The sequence below is a fragment of the Kitasatospora purpeofusca genome (assembly GCF_000718025.1).
Taxonomy (GTDB): Bacteria; Actinomycetota; Actinomycetes; order Streptomycetales; family Streptomycetaceae; genus Kitasatospora; species Kitasatospora purpeofusca.
Genome location: NZ_JODS01000003.1, coordinates 520,239 through 534,833, shown reverse-complemented (window position 1 = coordinate 534,833; position 14,595 = coordinate 520,239). Strand labels below are relative to the sequence as shown.

At 73.3% G+C, this 14,595-nt stretch carries 10 protein-coding genes; 7 read left to right on the top strand and 3 right to left on the bottom strand.

The annotated features are described in order from the left end of the window. Positions 1-359: 359 nt before the first annotated feature. Positions 360-1,274, bottom strand: a complete 915-nt coding sequence (locus tag IF01_RS0108405; RefSeq protein ID WP_030392660.1) for a Fic family protein — start codon at positions 1,272-1,274, stop codon at positions 360-362. 215 nt (positions 1,275-1,489) lie between these two features. Here IF01_RS0108405 and IF01_RS0108400 point away from each other — a divergent pair, with 215 nt between their 5' ends. From IF01_RS0108400 to acs, 3 genes are all read left to right on the top strand, one after another. Then, positions 1,490-2,479 (top strand): ATP-binding protein, encoded by a 990-nt coding sequence (locus IF01_RS0108400; RefSeq protein WP_030392659.1) that lies wholly within the window; start codon positions 1,490-1,492, stop codon positions 2,477-2,479. Between the two features lie 497 nt (positions 2,480-2,976). After that, the gene (locus tag IF01_RS0108395; RefSeq protein WP_078879772.1) at positions 2,977-5,490 is read left to right on the top strand and encodes a SulP family inorganic anion transporter; all 2,514 of its coding nucleotides are present in this window, start codon (positions 2,977-2,979) and stop codon (positions 5,488-5,490) included. A 211-nt stretch (positions 5,491-5,701) separates the two neighbouring features. Next, a complete protein-coding gene (acs, locus tag IF01_RS0108390; RefSeq protein ID WP_030392657.1) occupies positions 5,702-7,678 on the top strand; it encodes an acetate--CoA ligase in 1,977 nt (658 codons plus the stop codon). 129 nt (positions 7,679-7,807) lie between these two features. Here the strand turns inward: acs and IF01_RS0108385 are convergent, their stop codons facing one another. Then, positions 7,808-9,118: a serine hydrolase domain-containing protein gene (locus IF01_RS0108385; RefSeq protein WP_051755017.1), complete on the bottom strand. Its 1,311-nt coding sequence runs from the start codon at positions 9,116-9,118 to the stop codon at positions 7,808-7,810. 392 nt (positions 9,119-9,510) lie between these two features. Between IF01_RS0108385 and nhaA the strand changes: the two genes are divergently transcribed. From nhaA to IF01_RS0108365, 4 genes are all read left to right on the top strand, one after another. Further along, positions 9,511-10,914, top strand: coding sequence for a Na+/H+ antiporter NhaA (gene nhaA / locus IF01_RS0108380; protein WP_078879771.1), 1,404 nt, complete (start codon positions 9,511-9,513; stop codon positions 10,912-10,914). A gap of 200 nt (positions 10,915-11,114) precedes the next feature. Continuing rightward, the gene (locus IF01_RS0108375; protein WP_030392654.1) at positions 11,115-11,591 is read left to right on the top strand and encodes a phage holin family protein; all 477 of its coding nucleotides are present in this window, start codon (positions 11,115-11,117) and stop codon (positions 11,589-11,591) included. A 107-nt stretch (positions 11,592-11,698) separates the two neighbouring features. Beyond that, positions 11,699-12,718, top strand: a complete 1,020-nt coding sequence (locus tag IF01_RS0108370; RefSeq protein WP_078879770.1) for an alpha/beta fold hydrolase — start codon at positions 11,699-11,701, stop codon at positions 12,716-12,718. Positions 12,719-12,901: 183 nt separating this feature from the next. Then, positions 12,902-13,174: a hypothetical protein gene (locus tag IF01_RS0108365; protein WP_030392652.1), complete on the top strand. Its 273-nt coding sequence runs from the start codon at positions 12,902-12,904 to the stop codon at positions 13,172-13,174. Positions 13,175-13,360: 186 nt separating this feature from the next. On the opposite strand, the gene IF01_RS0108360 is transcribed toward IF01_RS0108365, so the two are convergent. Then, positions 13,361-14,545, bottom strand: a complete 1,185-nt coding sequence (locus IF01_RS0108360) for a MarP family serine protease (protein ID WP_030392651.1) — start codon at positions 14,543-14,545, stop codon at positions 13,361-13,363. Between the last annotated feature and the right edge of the window lie 50 nt (positions 14,546-14,595).

The following is a 14,595-nucleotide window of genomic DNA, read 5'->3' as shown; positions in this document are numbered from 1 at the left end:
AAAGGAATCACGGCCCGCGAGACCCGGTCAGGACCTAAGAGGTCAAACCGACAACGCAGTTCAGGCCCCACGGACCGTGTGCACAGATAACCGAGCACCCACATGCAGCCGACCCGCTGTCGGGCCGCCGCACCAGACGAACGGGCAGGATCCCCGTCTGATCGGCACTTTCCGGTGCATGCATGGTCACCCGGCATCTGTGCCAGCGGCGGCACCCGGCAAGTTCAGGTGCCGCCGCATCCTTGTCTCCGGAGCCCGTCCGGAGCCCGTCCTGAGCCCGCCCGGGGCCTCCCCCGGCCCGGCCGCATGCCGGCCGGACCGGAGCCCGCCCGAGCGGGCCCCGCCCGCACGCCGCCCGCTCAGACCATGCCGCGCTGCATCGCCTCGCAGACCGCCGTGCTCTCCCGCACCCCGAGCCGCAGCGCCCGCCCGCAGTGGCCGATCCAGGCCGCCAGTCCCTCCGGCGTCCCCGCCAGGTAGCCGGCCAGGGCCCACCGGTAGGCGTCCGTCCCCAGCTCCACCAGCCCCACCTCGGCCGGGCAGATCGACTTCGGGTCGAGGCCCTCCGCGATCAGCACGATCCGCGCGGCGGCGCGGGCGATCAGACCGTTGTACGAGCCGAACGGCCGCAGCGCCAGCAGCTCGCCGTGCACGACCGAGGAGACCACCAGGGCCGGCGTCCCGACGCCCTGGCCCTCGGCGCGGGCCACCAGCAGCCGGGACAGCTGGTCCAGCCGGGCGGCGACCTCCTCCGGGCCGGGCGCCGCCGGCAGGGCCGGCACGGGCCCCGCCGGAGCGGGCGGCACGACGGCCGGGGCGACGTCCGCCGCGACCCCTTCGGCCGGCTTCAGCTCCAGCGGGAACAGGTCCTCGACGCCCTCCCCGGCCTGCCTCGGCCGGCCCGCCACGGGGTCGGCGTCGCCGACCGCCAGCAGGTGCAGCCGGGCCAGCACCTGGAGCGGCGAGTGCCGCCAGATGCTCAGCAGCTGCCCCGCCTCGGCGGCGATCCGCAGGGAGGCACCCACCGTCCGGGTCTCGGGGTCGGCGCCGAAGTCGCTGCGACGGCGGACCTCCTCCAGCGGCCAGTCCGAGCCCGCCAGCGCGGCGGAGGCGCGGGCGCCGCGCAGGGCCGACTCGGAGGTGACCTCGGCCGCGCGGCGGCGCATCACCCGGTGGCCGTAGAGGCGGTCGACGGCCTTGCGCACCTCGGCCACCGCGTCGGGCACCCCGGGGAGCTGGGCCAGCGGGGCGAGGGGATCTGTTCCAGTGCTCACCTACCCGAGAGTAATGACCCGGGGGCCCCGGCCGGAACAGCAACCACGCATCACCCGTTCGAGGCAATCCTCACTTCCCTCCCGCAAACGGCCCGAAACCCCGGATAGCATGGCTGTCGAAGACGATAACGATTTCCAACTCGGGAGATCGTCGACCTCGTCGCGGCGCGGACCGCGGACGCGGCGGGTCCTGGAGCGAGAGCCGGAGTCCCAAGATGAAGATCGCCTTCGTCGGCAAGGGTGGCAGCGGCAAGACCACGCTGTCCGCACTGTTCATCCGCCACCTGGCCGCCGCGGGCCGCCCGGTCCTCGCCGTCGACGCCGACATCAACCAGCACCTCGGCCCGGCCCTCGGGCTGACGGACGACCAGTCCGCCGCCCTGCCCTCGCTCGGGGCCCACCTGCCCGGCATCAAGGAGTACCTGCGCGGCGGCAACCCGCTGATCCGCTCCGCCGAGGAGATGATCAAGACCACCCCGCCCGGGCGCGGTTCGCGGCTGCTCCGAATCGTCGAGGAGAACCCGGTCTACGCGGCCTGTGCCCGCCCGATCGCGCTCGACGAGGGCTCGGTGCGGCTGCTGGCGACCGGCGCGTTCACCGAGGAGGACCTCGGCGTCGCCTGCTACCACTCCAAGGTCGGCGCGGTCGAGCTGCTGCTGAACCACCTGGTCGACGGCCGGGACGAGTACGTGGTGACCGACATGACCGCCGGCTCCGACTCATTCGCCTCGGGCCTGTTCACCCGCTTCGACCTCACCTTCCTGGTGGCCGAGCCCACCCGCAAGGGCATCTCGGTGTACCGCCAGTACCGCGACTACGCGCAGGACTTCGGCGTCCGGCTGCGAGTGGTCGGCAACAAGGTGCAGAGCCAGGACGACCTGGACTTCCTCCGCCGGGAGGTCGGCGAGGACCTGCTGACCTCCTTCGGGCACTCCGACTGGGTGCGCCGACTGGAGCAGGGCGCGCAGCCGCCGCTGCGCGCCCTCGAAGCCGTCAACCGCGCGGTGCTGGACGAGCTGAGGGCGGCGGCGGACGCCGCGTACGACCTGCGGGACCCGCGCCGCTACACCGAGCAGGCGGTCCTGTTCCACTTGCGCAACGCCGAGAGCTGGGCGAACGCCAAGGTGGGCATCGACCTCGCCACCCAGGTCGACCCGGACTTCGTGCTCGGCGACGAGCCCGCGGCGGCCGGCGCGGCCGTCTGACCGGACCGGCGGCGCCCAGCGCCGACGCGGCACCACCGCGCAGAACCACCGCAGCGACCACGGGCCGCGGTCCCAGAACGGGGCCGCGGCCCCCGCGCGTCCGCCCCCGCGCCGCCCCCGCCGCGGCCGCAGCGCCGCCACCAGCAGATTCACGTCCGTTCGACCACCACCCAATGGGGTGAATGAGGCGGATATTGCCTGTCGCTCCGGATGACGCTGTGCAAAGCTCTCATTACCCTCGGTTTACCGAGTCTTGATGATCCGCATCCGTTCCGGTGCTCCTCGCCGTGGCCTGGCTCCTCCCAGCGCCCCGCCGAGCGACCGCCGGGGCCCCCGATGGTCCAAGGCCCGGCCGGTGACACCCGCACTCCCGGCCCGTCCACGCCATCCCGCCACACCGTCGCGACCCACGACAGCCGATCCGCTCCACCGAGCCCATGACCGGACTCACCGCCGGACCTGACTGCGTTCGTTCCCCCGGACAGACGGGAAGACCCATGACCCTCGACATCTCCAGCGCACCCATCGCCTCCGACACCACCGACCACGCCCCGCCGGGGCGTCGCCCCCGCGCCTCCTGGGCGCAGGACCTCTCGGCCTCCCTGGTGGTCTTCCTCATCGCCGTGCCGTTCTCCCTCGGCATCGCCCTGGCCACCGGCGCCCCGCTCACCGCGGGCCTCGCCGCCGCGGCCGTCGGCGGCATCGTGGTCGGACTGTTCGGCGGCACCCCGCTGCAGGTCAGCGGCCCCTCCGCCGCGCTCACCGTGATCACGGCCGGTCTCATCACCCAGTACGGCTGGCAGGCGACCTGCGCCATCACGCTCGCCGCCGGCCTGCTCCAACTCCTGCTGGGCGTCAGGCGGGTGGCCCGGACGGCGCTGGCCGTCTCGCCCGCCATCGTGCACGGCATGCTGGCCGGCGTCGGCCTCGCCATCGCGATCGCGCAGTTGCACGTCGTCCTCGGCGGCTCCCCGCAGAGCTCGTCCCTGGCCAATCTGCTCGCCCTGCCGAGCCAGCTGGCGGCCCCGCACCCGTCCGCCCTGGTGGTCGGCGCGGTCACCGCCGCGGTGCTGCTCGGCTGGCCCCGGCTGGGCCGACTCCCCGGCCGGTACGGCGAGTTCGGCGCCCGGCTGACCAAGGTCCCCGGCCCGCTGGCCGCCGTCGCGGCCGCCACCACGCTCGCGATCACGCTGGACCTGCGGCTCGCCCGGGTCGACCTGCCCGCCTGGCAGCCGCACGACCTGGTCCCCGACCTGCCGCACGGCCCGCCCCTCGCCGTCCTCGCCGCCGTGCTGACCGTCACCGCCGTGGCGAGCGTCGAATCGCTGCTCTCCGCCGTCGCGGTCGACCGGATGTCGCACCGCACCGGGGACCTCGACCGCGAGCTGCGCGGCCAGGGACTGGCCAACATGATCAGCGGGCTGGTCGGCGGACTGCCGATCGCCGGCGGCGCGGTGCGCAGCACCGCCAACGTCCGGGCCGGGGCCCGCAGCCGTTGGTCCTCGGTGCTGCACGGGGTGTGGGTACTGGCGGCCGCGCTGGCCCTCACCGGCGGGCTGCGCCGGATCCCGCTCGCCGCGCTCGCCGCCCTGGTACTGGTCGTCGGCCTGCAGATGGTGAGCTTCGCGCACATCCGGAAGGTCCACCGGCACCGGGAGTTCCCGGTCTACCTGGTCACCGTGGTCTCGGTGGTGCTGTTCGGCGTGCTGCCGGGTGTGGCGCTGGGCGCCGCGACGGCCGTGCTGCTCGCGCTCTACCGCCTGACCCGCGCGCACGTGGACGTGCTGACCGGCCCCGACGGCGCGTTCACCGTGGAGACGCACGGCCCGCTGACCTTCGCCGCCGTGCCCCGGCTGAGCCGGGCACTCGCCGGTGTGCCGGCCGGCGCCGAGGTCACCGTCGTGCACGACGGCTCCTTCCTGGACCACGCCGCCTACGAGACGCTGCACAGCTGGCGCAACGGCCACCAGGCCGGCGGCGGACGGGTGTCGATGGTGACCCGCCGCCAGGACGACGAGGTGCTCGACCCGGACGGCACCGTCCGCACCGGCAGCTCCCCCGGCCCGCACCGCTGCCGCGCGTGGACGCCCTGGGTCGGCCACCACTGCATCGAACAGCAGGAGGACCCGCACGTCCGGCTGCTCGACGGGGTTCGGGTGTTCCAGCTGCACACCGCCCCGCTGGTCCGGCCCGAACTGGCCCGGCTCGCCCGGGAGGGACAGACACCCTCCCAGCTGTTCCTGACCTGCGCCGACTCCCGGATGGTCACCAGCATGATCACCAACAGCGGCCCGGGCGACCTCTTCACCGTGCGCAATGTCGGCAATCTGGTGCCGGCGCCGCACGAGCCGGGCGCGGCCGACGACTCGGTGGCGGCGGCGGTGCAGTACGCGGTCGAGGTACTGGAGGTGCGGTCGATCACCGTCTGCGGGCACTCCGGCTGCGGGGCGATGAAGGCCCTGCTGGACGGGGTGCACGAGCAGCCCGGCCGGCCCACTCCGCTCGCCCGCTGGCTGCGCAACGGCCGGGGCTCGCTGGACCGGCTGCGCCGGGTCCCGGCGGAGTTCACCGACCGCCCGGTGGTCGATGTGACCGAGCAGCTCTGCGTCACCAATGTCGTCCAGCAGCTGGACCAGCTGATGGCCAACCCGGCCGTCGAGCGGCGGGTCGCCGAGGGCACCCTGCGACTGGTCGGCATGTACTTCGACTTCGCCACCGCACAGGCCTATGTGCTCGACCCGGAGAGCGGCCGGTTCGGCCCGGTCGAGGCACTGGCGTCGACGCCGGCCGCCGTATGCACGCCCACGCCCGCACCGGCCGCCGCACCCGCGCCCGTGGCGGTCGCCGCACCCGCGCCCGCACCGCTGCCCGCCCCCTCGGCACTGCCGTCCACCCCGCGCGGGGAGCACGACACGCCCGAACGAGTGAATGAATTCGAACAGGTTCCGACCACCGGTACCGTCGCCGCGGATCCGGCCAGGGACGGGGGAGGCCCCGGCCTGGCCGCCTGAGAGCCGGGCCCGCGTCCAGCCGGGCGGGCCAAGGACGCGGGCCCACCTCCTCGGGCCGCCCGAGACGCCTCCGACCTCGGGCGGCCGTTCGACGAGCGATCAAAGGTCTACACCAATTAGCCAGAGCCTCTTGTCAACTGACCTCTTCGCCTGGTGAGCTGTGCGCTGGGACACACGGGACAATCCCCACGCACGGGAAACGACCCCGATCATGACTCATGAGGAGTGCGCGTTGAGCAACGAGAGCCTGGCCAACCTGCTCAAGGAGGAGCGGCGTTTCGCCCCGCCGGCAGAGCTCGCCGCAGCCGCCAACGTCACCGCGGCCGCGTACGCCCAGGCATCCGAGGACCGCCTCGGCTTCTGGGCCGAGCAGGCCCGCCGCCTCACCTGGGCCGTCGAGCCCACGCAGACGCTCGACTGGTCCAACCCGCCCTTCGCGAAGTGGTTCGCCGACGGCAAGCTCAACATCGCCTACAACTGCGTGGACCGCCACGTCGAGGCCGGTCACGGCGACCGCGTCGCCATCCACTTCGAGGGCGAGCCCGGCGACGGCCGCTCCATCACCTACGCCCAGCTCAAGGACGAGGTCTCCCAGGCCGCCAACGCCCTGCTCGAACTCGGCGTCACCAAGGGCGACCGCGTCGCGATCTACCTGCCGATGATCCCCGAGGCCGTCGTCTCGATGCTCGCCTGCGCCCGCATCGGTGCCACGCACTCCGTGGTCTTCGGCGGCTTCTCGGCCGACGCCGTCGCCTCCCGCATCCAGGACGCCCGGGCCAAGCTCGTCATCACCGCCGACGGCGGCTACCGGCGCGGCAAGCCCTCCGCCCTCAAGCCCGCCATCGACGAGGCCCTCACCAAGGCCGAGGGCGTCGAGCACGTCCTGGTCGTGCGCCGCACCGGCCAGGACACCGCCTGGACCGAGGGCCGGGACGTGTGGTGGCACGAGCTCACCGCCCGCCAGTCCACCGAGCACACCCCCGAGGCACACGAGGCCGAGCACCCGCTGTTCATCCTCTACACCTCCGGCACCACCGGGAAGCCCAAGGGCATCCTGCACACCACCGGCGGCTACCTCACCCAGGCCAGCTACACCCACCACGCCGTCTTCGACCTCAAGCCGGAGAGCGACGTCTACTGGTGCACCGCCGACATCGGCTGGGTCACCGGGCACTCGTACATCGTCTACGGCCCGCTCTCCAACGGCGCCACCCAGGTCATCTACGAGGGCACCCCCGACACTCCCCACCAGGGCCGGTTCTGGGAGATCGTGCAGAAGTACGGCGTCACCATCCTCTACACGGCGCCCACCGCGATCCGCACCTTCATGAAGTGGGGCGACGACATCCCCGCCAAGTTCGACCTGTCCTCCCTGCGGGTGCTGGGCAGCGTCGGCGAGCCGATCAACCCCGAGGCCTGGATCTGGTACCGCGAGCACATCGGCGCCTCCACCGCCCCGATCGTGGACACCTGGTGGCAGACCGAGACCGGCGCCATCATGATCAGCCCGCTGCCCGGTGTCACCGAGACCAAGCCCGGCTCCGCCCAGCGCGCGCTGCCCGGCATCGCGGCCACCGTGGTCGACGACAACGGCACCGAGGTCGCCAACGGCTCCGGCGGCTACCTCGTGCTCACCGAGCCGTGGCCCTCCATGCTGCGCACCATCTGGGGCGACGACCAGCGCTACATCGACACCTACTGGTCGCGCTTCGAGGGCCGCTACTTCGCCGGCGACGGTGCCAAGAAGGACGAGGACGGCGACATCTGGCTGCTCGGCCGGGTCGACGACGTCATGCTGGTCTCCGGCCACAACATCTCGACCACCGAGGTCGAGTCGGCGCTGGTCGGGCACCCCTCGGTGGCCGAGTCGGCGGTCGTCGGCGCCACCGACGCCACCACCGGCCAGGCGATCGTCGCCTTCGTCATCCTGCGCGGCACCGCCACCGACAGCCCGGAGCTGGTCGAGGAGCTGCGGGCGCACGTCGGCCGCACCCTCGGCCCGATCGCCAAGCCGAAGCAGATCAAGGTCGTCGGCGAGCTGCCGAAGACCCGCTCCGGCAAGATCATGCGCCGCCTGCTGCGCGACATCGCCGAGGGCCGCGAGATCGGTGACACCACCACCCTCGCCGACTCCACCGTGATGAACCTCATCCAGGCCCAGCTCCCGCCGGCCGGTTCCGAGGGCTGATCCAGGAGGTCCGACCTCGGCCGCTGCTCCGCGCCACTCCCTGAAGGCGGCGCGGTGCAGCAGGCACGACGGTGCCCCGGGCGGTAGCTACCGCCCGGGGCACCGTCGGCTCCGGAACAGGTCCGGCGGTCAGCTCTCGCCGAATTCGGCGATCAGCACGCGCAGGGTCTCGTGCGCGCTCTGCACCAGGGCGCGGCTGCGCAGCGGCTGTCCGCCGGCCAGGACCGCCAGGCCCACCTGGGCCCGGGGGCTGAACCCGACGAAGGCGGTGGACCGCCGGGCGGCACCCACGTGGTAGACCACCTCACCGGTCTCGACCGACCCCGCCCCGTCGGGTCCCGCCCCGTCGGACGCTGCCCCGTCGGACGCCGCGGGCACCGGCAGCACCGGCTTCCCGGCCGCCCGCGGTTCCGCCACCCCCGCCGGAAGGGCGCGGTGGTTCCACCCCAGGCAGATCCGCGGCCCGCCGCGCCGCCCGTCGGTGCGCGGGCGCCGCACCTCGTTCAGCGCCGTCCGCAGCGCCGCCGCGTCGGCCCGCTCGGGGAGCGGAACGGCGTCCAGCGCGAGGTGGGCCTGGAGGTAGCGGAGCATGTCGTCCGCGGTGGAGCGGAGCGCGGCGGCGCCCGGCAGGGCGGGCAGCCGGAAGGACGGCACCCTGCGCCCGCGCCGGTATCCGGCGTCCTCCTCCCGGCCGGGGCCGCAGGAGGTGTCCATCAGACCGAGCGGCCCGCAGACCCGGGCGGCGAGCAGATCGTCGTACCGCTGCCCGGCCGCGTTGGCGAGCAGCAGGCCGAGCAGCCCGCAGCCGAGGTTGGAGTACCGGACCTGGGTGCCCGGCGTGCCGCGCACCGCCGTCCGGGGCAGCGCCCGCAGCAGGTGCGCCGGCCCGAAGGTGGCGTAGGGACGGGTGAACCAGCGCGGGACCTGTCCGGGCAGCACCCCGTCCGGCAGCCGGGGCAGGCCGGAGGTGTGGGTGGCCAGGTGGAGCAGGGTGATCGGGCGCTCCTGCGGGTAGCCGGGGGCGGCGTCCGCGGGCAGGTAGCGGTCGATCGGATCGTCGTAGCCGACCTCGCCCCGGGCGGCCATCTCGGCCAGCAGCAGGCCGGTGAACGTCTTGGTGACGGAGCCGAGTTCGAAGCGGGTGTCGGCGCGGACCGGGCGTTCGGTGGAGCGGACGGCGTGGCCTCGGCAGGCGACGGTCCGCTCGTCGCCGCGGATCACCACGACGGCGGCGCCACCGGCCGGTGCGGCGGCGCGGAACAGCGGGCGGAGCAGGCGGTCGAGTTCGGGGTCGGGCGGGCCGTACAGCGGGGCATTCATCGGAGGGCGCTCCGGCGGCCGGGCCGGGACGTGCGAGGCGCGCAGGACGAACGCGGTGCGCAGGACGAAAGCGGCGCGCAGAACGCACGGGACCCGCAGGACGAACGACGCCCGCAGCACGGACAGGACCCACGAGACGTATACGAACGGAAGGATAAGAGGGGCGGTCTGGGCATGGCGGCGCCTCCACAGCGCGAAGGTGAGGGACCCGGGGAAATCCCCTGGACCGGGGCTCCGACCTCGGCCGGGCCCTGCGGTCGACGATAGAGAGCCGTTCACCCGTCTGCACGCCGCCGACTCCGTTCGGGTGCCGATCGGCCGTACGGACGGGTGCACAACAGGCCACCCAGGCTTAGGTCCTGAAGTATGACAATCCGGATCTCGCCTTGTCGTTCCCGTTATACTGTCAACGACGCATCAAGATTCGCGTCACAGGGCGAGCCGGGAAGTCTGGTCGGCAATGCACCACCGGTGCATCTCCGTACACCGTCCCCGCCCCCAGGAGGCCGTCCGTGGCCAGCCAGCCGCCCGTCAACGAGCCGACGACCCGACGCCGCCAGCTCCTCGGCAGGCTGTCCCTTCCCGAGCGCACCTACATCACGGACGCGCTGCGCACCGAGACCGTCGGCGGCGTACTGCTGCTGCTCGCCTCGGTCGTCGCACTGATCTGGGCCAATGTCTGGCCGGCCGCCTACGAGTCCGTCCTGGACTACACCGTCGGCCCCTCCGCCCCGCTCCACCTGGACCTCAGTCTGGACGCGTGGGCGAAGGACGGACTGCTGACGATCTTCTTCTTCGTGGCCGGGATCGAGCTCAAGCGCGAGTTCGTGGCAGGTGAGCTGCGCAGCCCCAGCGCGGCGATCCTCCCCGTCATAGCCGCCGTCTGCGGCGTCGCGCTGCCCGCGATCGTGTTCGCGGTGGCCAACGCCGGCCCCGGCGGGCATCCGAACGGCTGGGCCATCCCGACCGCCACCGACATCGCCTTCGCGCTCGGCGTGCTCGCCGTGGTCGGCAGCCACCTGCCCTCGGCGCTGCGCGCCTTTCTGCTCACCCTCGCGGTGGTGGACGACCTGATCGCGATCCTGATCATCGCGATCTTCTACAGCTCCGGCATCAAGTTCTGGGCGCTCGGACTGGCCTTCGCCGGACTGGTGCTGTTCTGGTTCCTGCACCGGCGCGGGGTCCACGGCTGGTACCTGTTCGTACCGCTCGCCTTCGTGATCTGGGCGCTGATGCACGAGAGCGGCGTGCACGCCACGGTGGCGGGCGTCGCGATGGGCCTGCTGCTCCGCTGCCACCGGGAGGGCGACGAGAAGTCCTCCCCCGGCGAGCACATCGAACACCTGGTCCGCCCGATCTCGGCCGGGTTCGCCGTGCCGGTCTTCGCGCTGTTCGCCGCCGGGGTGACGATCTCCGGGCCGGCCCTGCGCGAGGTGTTCACCCAGGCGGCCCCGCTCGGCATCGTGCTCGGCCTGCTGGTCGGCAAGACCGTGGGCATCTTCGGCGGCACCCGACTGGCCGCCCGCTTCACCCGCGCGGAACTGAACCCGCAGCTCAAGTGGGCGGACATGTTCGCCGTCTCGGTGCTGGCCGGCATCGGCTTCACGGTCTCGCTCCTGATCAGCGAACTGGCCTTCCCCGACGACCCGGCCCTCGCCGACCGGGCCAAGGCGGCCGTTCTGGTGGGTTCGCTGCTCTGCGCGCTGATCGCCACCGTGCTGCTGAAGCTGCGCAACCGGCACTACCGCGAGCTGTGCGAGGAGGAGGACCGCGACCTCGACGGCGACGGCATCCCCGACGTCTACCAGTTGGACGACCCGGCCTGGCAGGCGCGCACGGCCGGACTGCGGGGCCGACCGGACCGTCCGCAACCGGGCGCGCACCCGGCCGACGAGGGCCCGCACCACCCGCATTGAGCCGGGCCCGGGCCGGACCTGCCCGGAACACGTCCCTCGCCGGGCCCCCCGGAGTGGTGTCCGCTCGTCCGGTAGGGGCATGATTCTGAACTGTCGACAGTCCACCGACGCCACCGGGCCCGCCCCGGTACCCGGAACCACCGGGGAGCCGCACCGTGCGGCGGCGTCACTCGCCGCACGGCCGAAGAGGAGAACCGCTGATGCCCGCAGGAGCCGCAGACCCGTCCAGCAACGGCCGGGCGCCCTATGAGGGCGAGCGTTCGGTGGGGCAGCTGTTCGCCGCGGCCACCGCCGACCTGTCCGCCCTGGTCCACGACGAGATCGCGCTCGCCAAGGCCGAGATCCGCGCCGACGTCAAGCGCGGTGTCTCCGGCGGCGTCTCGCTGGCTGTCGCCGGTGTGGTGGCCCTGGCCGCCGTCCCGATGCTCAGCGCCGCCGCGGCGTTCGGCATCCACGCGCTGGGCCTCTCGCTCGGCTGGTCGTTCCTGGTCGTGGCCGGCGCGTACCTGCTGCTGGCCGTGCTGCTGGGCCTGCTGGCGCTGCGTTCGTTCAAGAAGATCGAGAAGCCGGTCCGCACCATCGAGGGCGCGCAGAAGACCGCCGACGTCCTGAAGAACGCGCGGCCGCGTCCCGCCACCAAGGAGGAGATCGACCGCGCCCTGGGCCGCATCCCGTAGGCCCGGCGACCGCGTCGTGGACGCGCGGCCGGTGCTCGGCGGGCCCGAACGGCCCGAGTGCGAGTGCCGGGCGCGTGTCCGGCGCGCGGATGTGACACGCTCTCGGTATGTCGCTCGACCAGAAGCCCGTGCCCGCACAGCCGTCCGCCGGTTCCGGCGACACCGCCTCCGGGTCCGTCGGCACCTCCCCCGGTGACGGCGGCGACGTCCAGGGCACGCCTCCGGCCCCCTGGGACGTCCGGCAGGCCGGACCGTGGACCCACCGCGACCTCGCCGCCAACGGCGCCCGCTTCCACATCGCCGAACTCGGCGAGGGCCCGCTGGTCCTGCTGGTCCACGGCTGGCCGCAGTACTGGTGGGCCTGGCGCCACCAGCTGACCGCACTCGCCGAGGCCGGCTACCGGGCCGTCGCCCTGGACCTGCGCGGCATCGGCGGCAGCGACCGCACCCCCCGCGGCTACGACCCGGGCAACCTCGCGCTGGACATCACCGGGGTGATCCGCTCCCTCGGCGAGAACCGGGCGCACCTGGTCGGCCACGCCTCCGGCGGCACGCTGTCCTGGGTGGCCGCCGTGATGCGGCCCTCGGTGATCCAGAGCCTCACCGTGGTCTCCGCCGCGCACCCCCGGGACCTCCGCCGGGCCCTGCTGACCGACCGGCGGCAGATGGCCGCCTTCGAGCACATCCTGGGCTTCCAGCGGCCGTGGATACCGGAGCGCCGCCTGGTCGCCGACGACGCCGCGCTGGTCGGCCGCTACCTGGACGCCTGGACCGGACGCAACCAGCTGGACCGCGCGGCGGTGGCCGCGTACCGGGAGGCGATCCGGATCCCCAGCACCGCGCACTGCTCGATCGAGCCCTACCGGTGGCTGCTGCGCTCGATGGCCCGGCCGGACGGCATCCAGTTCGCGCGCCGGATGAAGAAGCCCATCACCGCGCCCACCCTGCACATCCAGGGGGCGGCGGACCCGGTGCTGCTGTCGCACACCGCGCTGGGCGGCGGCGAGTACGTGGCCGCGCCGTACCGCTGGCGGCTGCTGCCGGGGATCGGGCACTTCCCGCACGAGGAGGCGCCGGAGCAGTTCACGGCCGAGCTGCTGGACTGGATCGGCCGGCACAAGGACTGAACCGGTGCGGGGCCCGGCGGCGTAGGGGCCCCGGATCGGGGCAGAAGGTCCCGACACCCGATCGGGGGAACCAGGCCGTAGGTCCCAACTCCCTTCAGGTGACGCACATATGACAAGCGCATAGGCCACGTTGATGGCCGGACGGGCGGTTACCCCCGTCGGCCCAGGGGCATCCATTGCGGTATGACCTGGATGCCCGATCGCGGCAGCGCCCCGCGCGGCCGACAGCACAGCGACAGCTCGCAGCGTTCCGCCCACCGTTCCGAGTGGACGGAGGGCCGCGGTCACGACCGCGGTTACGACCGCCGTTACGACAACGGCTACGACAGTGGGTACGACGGCGGCTTCGACGGCCCGGACGGCCACCCCCGCGCGGCGCAGGACCGGCTCGGTATCCCGCGCATCCTCGGCCGGCGCGCCCGCTGGGTGGGTGCCCGGCTCCGCCGCGACACCTGATCGACCCCCGTCCGCGGACCCACGTCCACGGACCCGCAGCCCCGCGGACCCGCAACCCCGCGGACTCACAGCCCCGCAGAGCCAGGGACCCGCAGCCCCGCAGCCCCCTCGACCCGCCACAGCCCCCTCGACCCGCCGCCGGCCCCACGAGCCGGCCCGGTGGCGGGCCGACGGCGGCCCGGTGGGTCAGAGCGCGCAGCCCTGGGTGTCCGCCCGGCCCGAGGCCACGCTGCCCTGCTCGGCGTCCTCGCGCACCTCGGCCGCGGTCAGCACGTACCCGGTGTCCGCGCTGTCCAGCGACTTGGCGAACACCATCCCGTACACCTGGCCGTCCGGGGTGAGCAGCGGCCCGCCGCTGTTGCCCTGGCGCACCAGCGAGCGCACCGAGTAGACGTCGCGGACCACCTGGCCGCGGTGGTAGATGTCCGGTCCGTTCGCCTGGATCCGGCCGCGGATACGGGCCGGCTGGACGTTGAAGGCGCCGTTCTCCGGGAAGCCCGCCACGATCGCGTTGTCATTGGTCTTCGCCTCGCCGGCGAAGGTGAGGGCCGGCGCGTTCAGCTTCGGCACGTCGAGGATGGCGATGTCGCGCTGCCAGTCGTAGCGGACCACCGTGGCGTCGTACAGCTGGCCGACCCCGCCGATCTGCACGGTCGGCTCGTTGACCCCGCCGACCACGTGGGCGTTGGTCATCACCCGGTGCGGGGCGTAGACGAAGCCGCTGCCCTCCAGCGTCTTGCCGCAGGAGGTGGCGGTGCCGACGACCTTGACCAGGCTCTGCCGGGCCTTCGCCACCGCGGGACTGCCGGCCAGCGTCGGATCGGGAATGTCGACCTGGGTGATCGGCTCGTGCTCGAAGGGGTTGAACACCTGCGGGAAGCCGTTGCGGGCGAGCACCTTGGAGAAGTCCGAGAACCAGTTGGGGGCGTCGGAGGGCAGGGTGTCCTGGACCCCGCCCAGGATCGCCGAGGTGCGGACCTGCTTGGAGACGGTCGGCAGGGACGTCCCGGCCAGCGCGGAGCCGATCAGCCAGGCCACCAGCAGCATCGAGATCACATTGACCACGGCGCCGCCGGCGGCGTCCAGCGCCCGGGCCGGGCGGCGGTCGATGTGGCCGCGCAGCTTCCAGCCGAAGTGCGTGGTGATCGCCTGGCCGATCGCCGCCAGCACGATCACCACCACCACCGCGATCACCGAGGCGGTCGTCCCGGGGCTGAGGTGGTCGAGCAGCAGCGGCAGCAACTGGACGGCGAGCAGTCCGCCGCCCAGGAAGCCGAGGACCGACAGCACGCCGACCACGAAGCCCTGCCGGTAGCCCGACACGGCGAATCCGATCGCGGCGGCGATCAACAGCACATCCAGGACATTCACCCGGACACCCTCCCACGACGGACCACCCCGCCGGGCGGGCGATGGTCGAA

Bases quoted from the DNA above. Each gene is read 5' to 3' on its own strand.
- IF01_RS0108400 (WP_030392659.1), top strand. From the start codon at position 1,490: ATGAAGATCGCCTTCGTCGGCAAGGGTGGCAGCGGCAAGACCACGCTG.
- IF01_RS0108395 (WP_078879772.1), top strand. From the start codon at position 2,977: ATGACCCTCGACATCTCCAGCGCACCCATCGCCTCCGACACCACCGAC.
- acs (WP_030392657.1), top strand. From the start codon at position 5,702: ATGACTCATGAGGAGTGCGCGTTGAGCAACGAGAGCCTGGCCAACCTG.
- IF01_RS0108375 (WP_030392654.1), top strand. From the start codon at position 11,115: ATGCCCGCAGGAGCCGCAGACCCGTCCAGCAACGGCCGGGCGCCCTAT.
- IF01_RS0108370 (WP_078879770.1), top strand. From the start codon at position 11,699: ATGTCGCTCGACCAGAAGCCCGTGCCCGCACAGCCGTCCGCCGGTTCC.
- IF01_RS0108365 (WP_030392652.1), top strand. From the start codon at position 12,902: ATGACCTGGATGCCCGATCGCGGCAGCGCCCCGCGCGGCCGACAGCAC.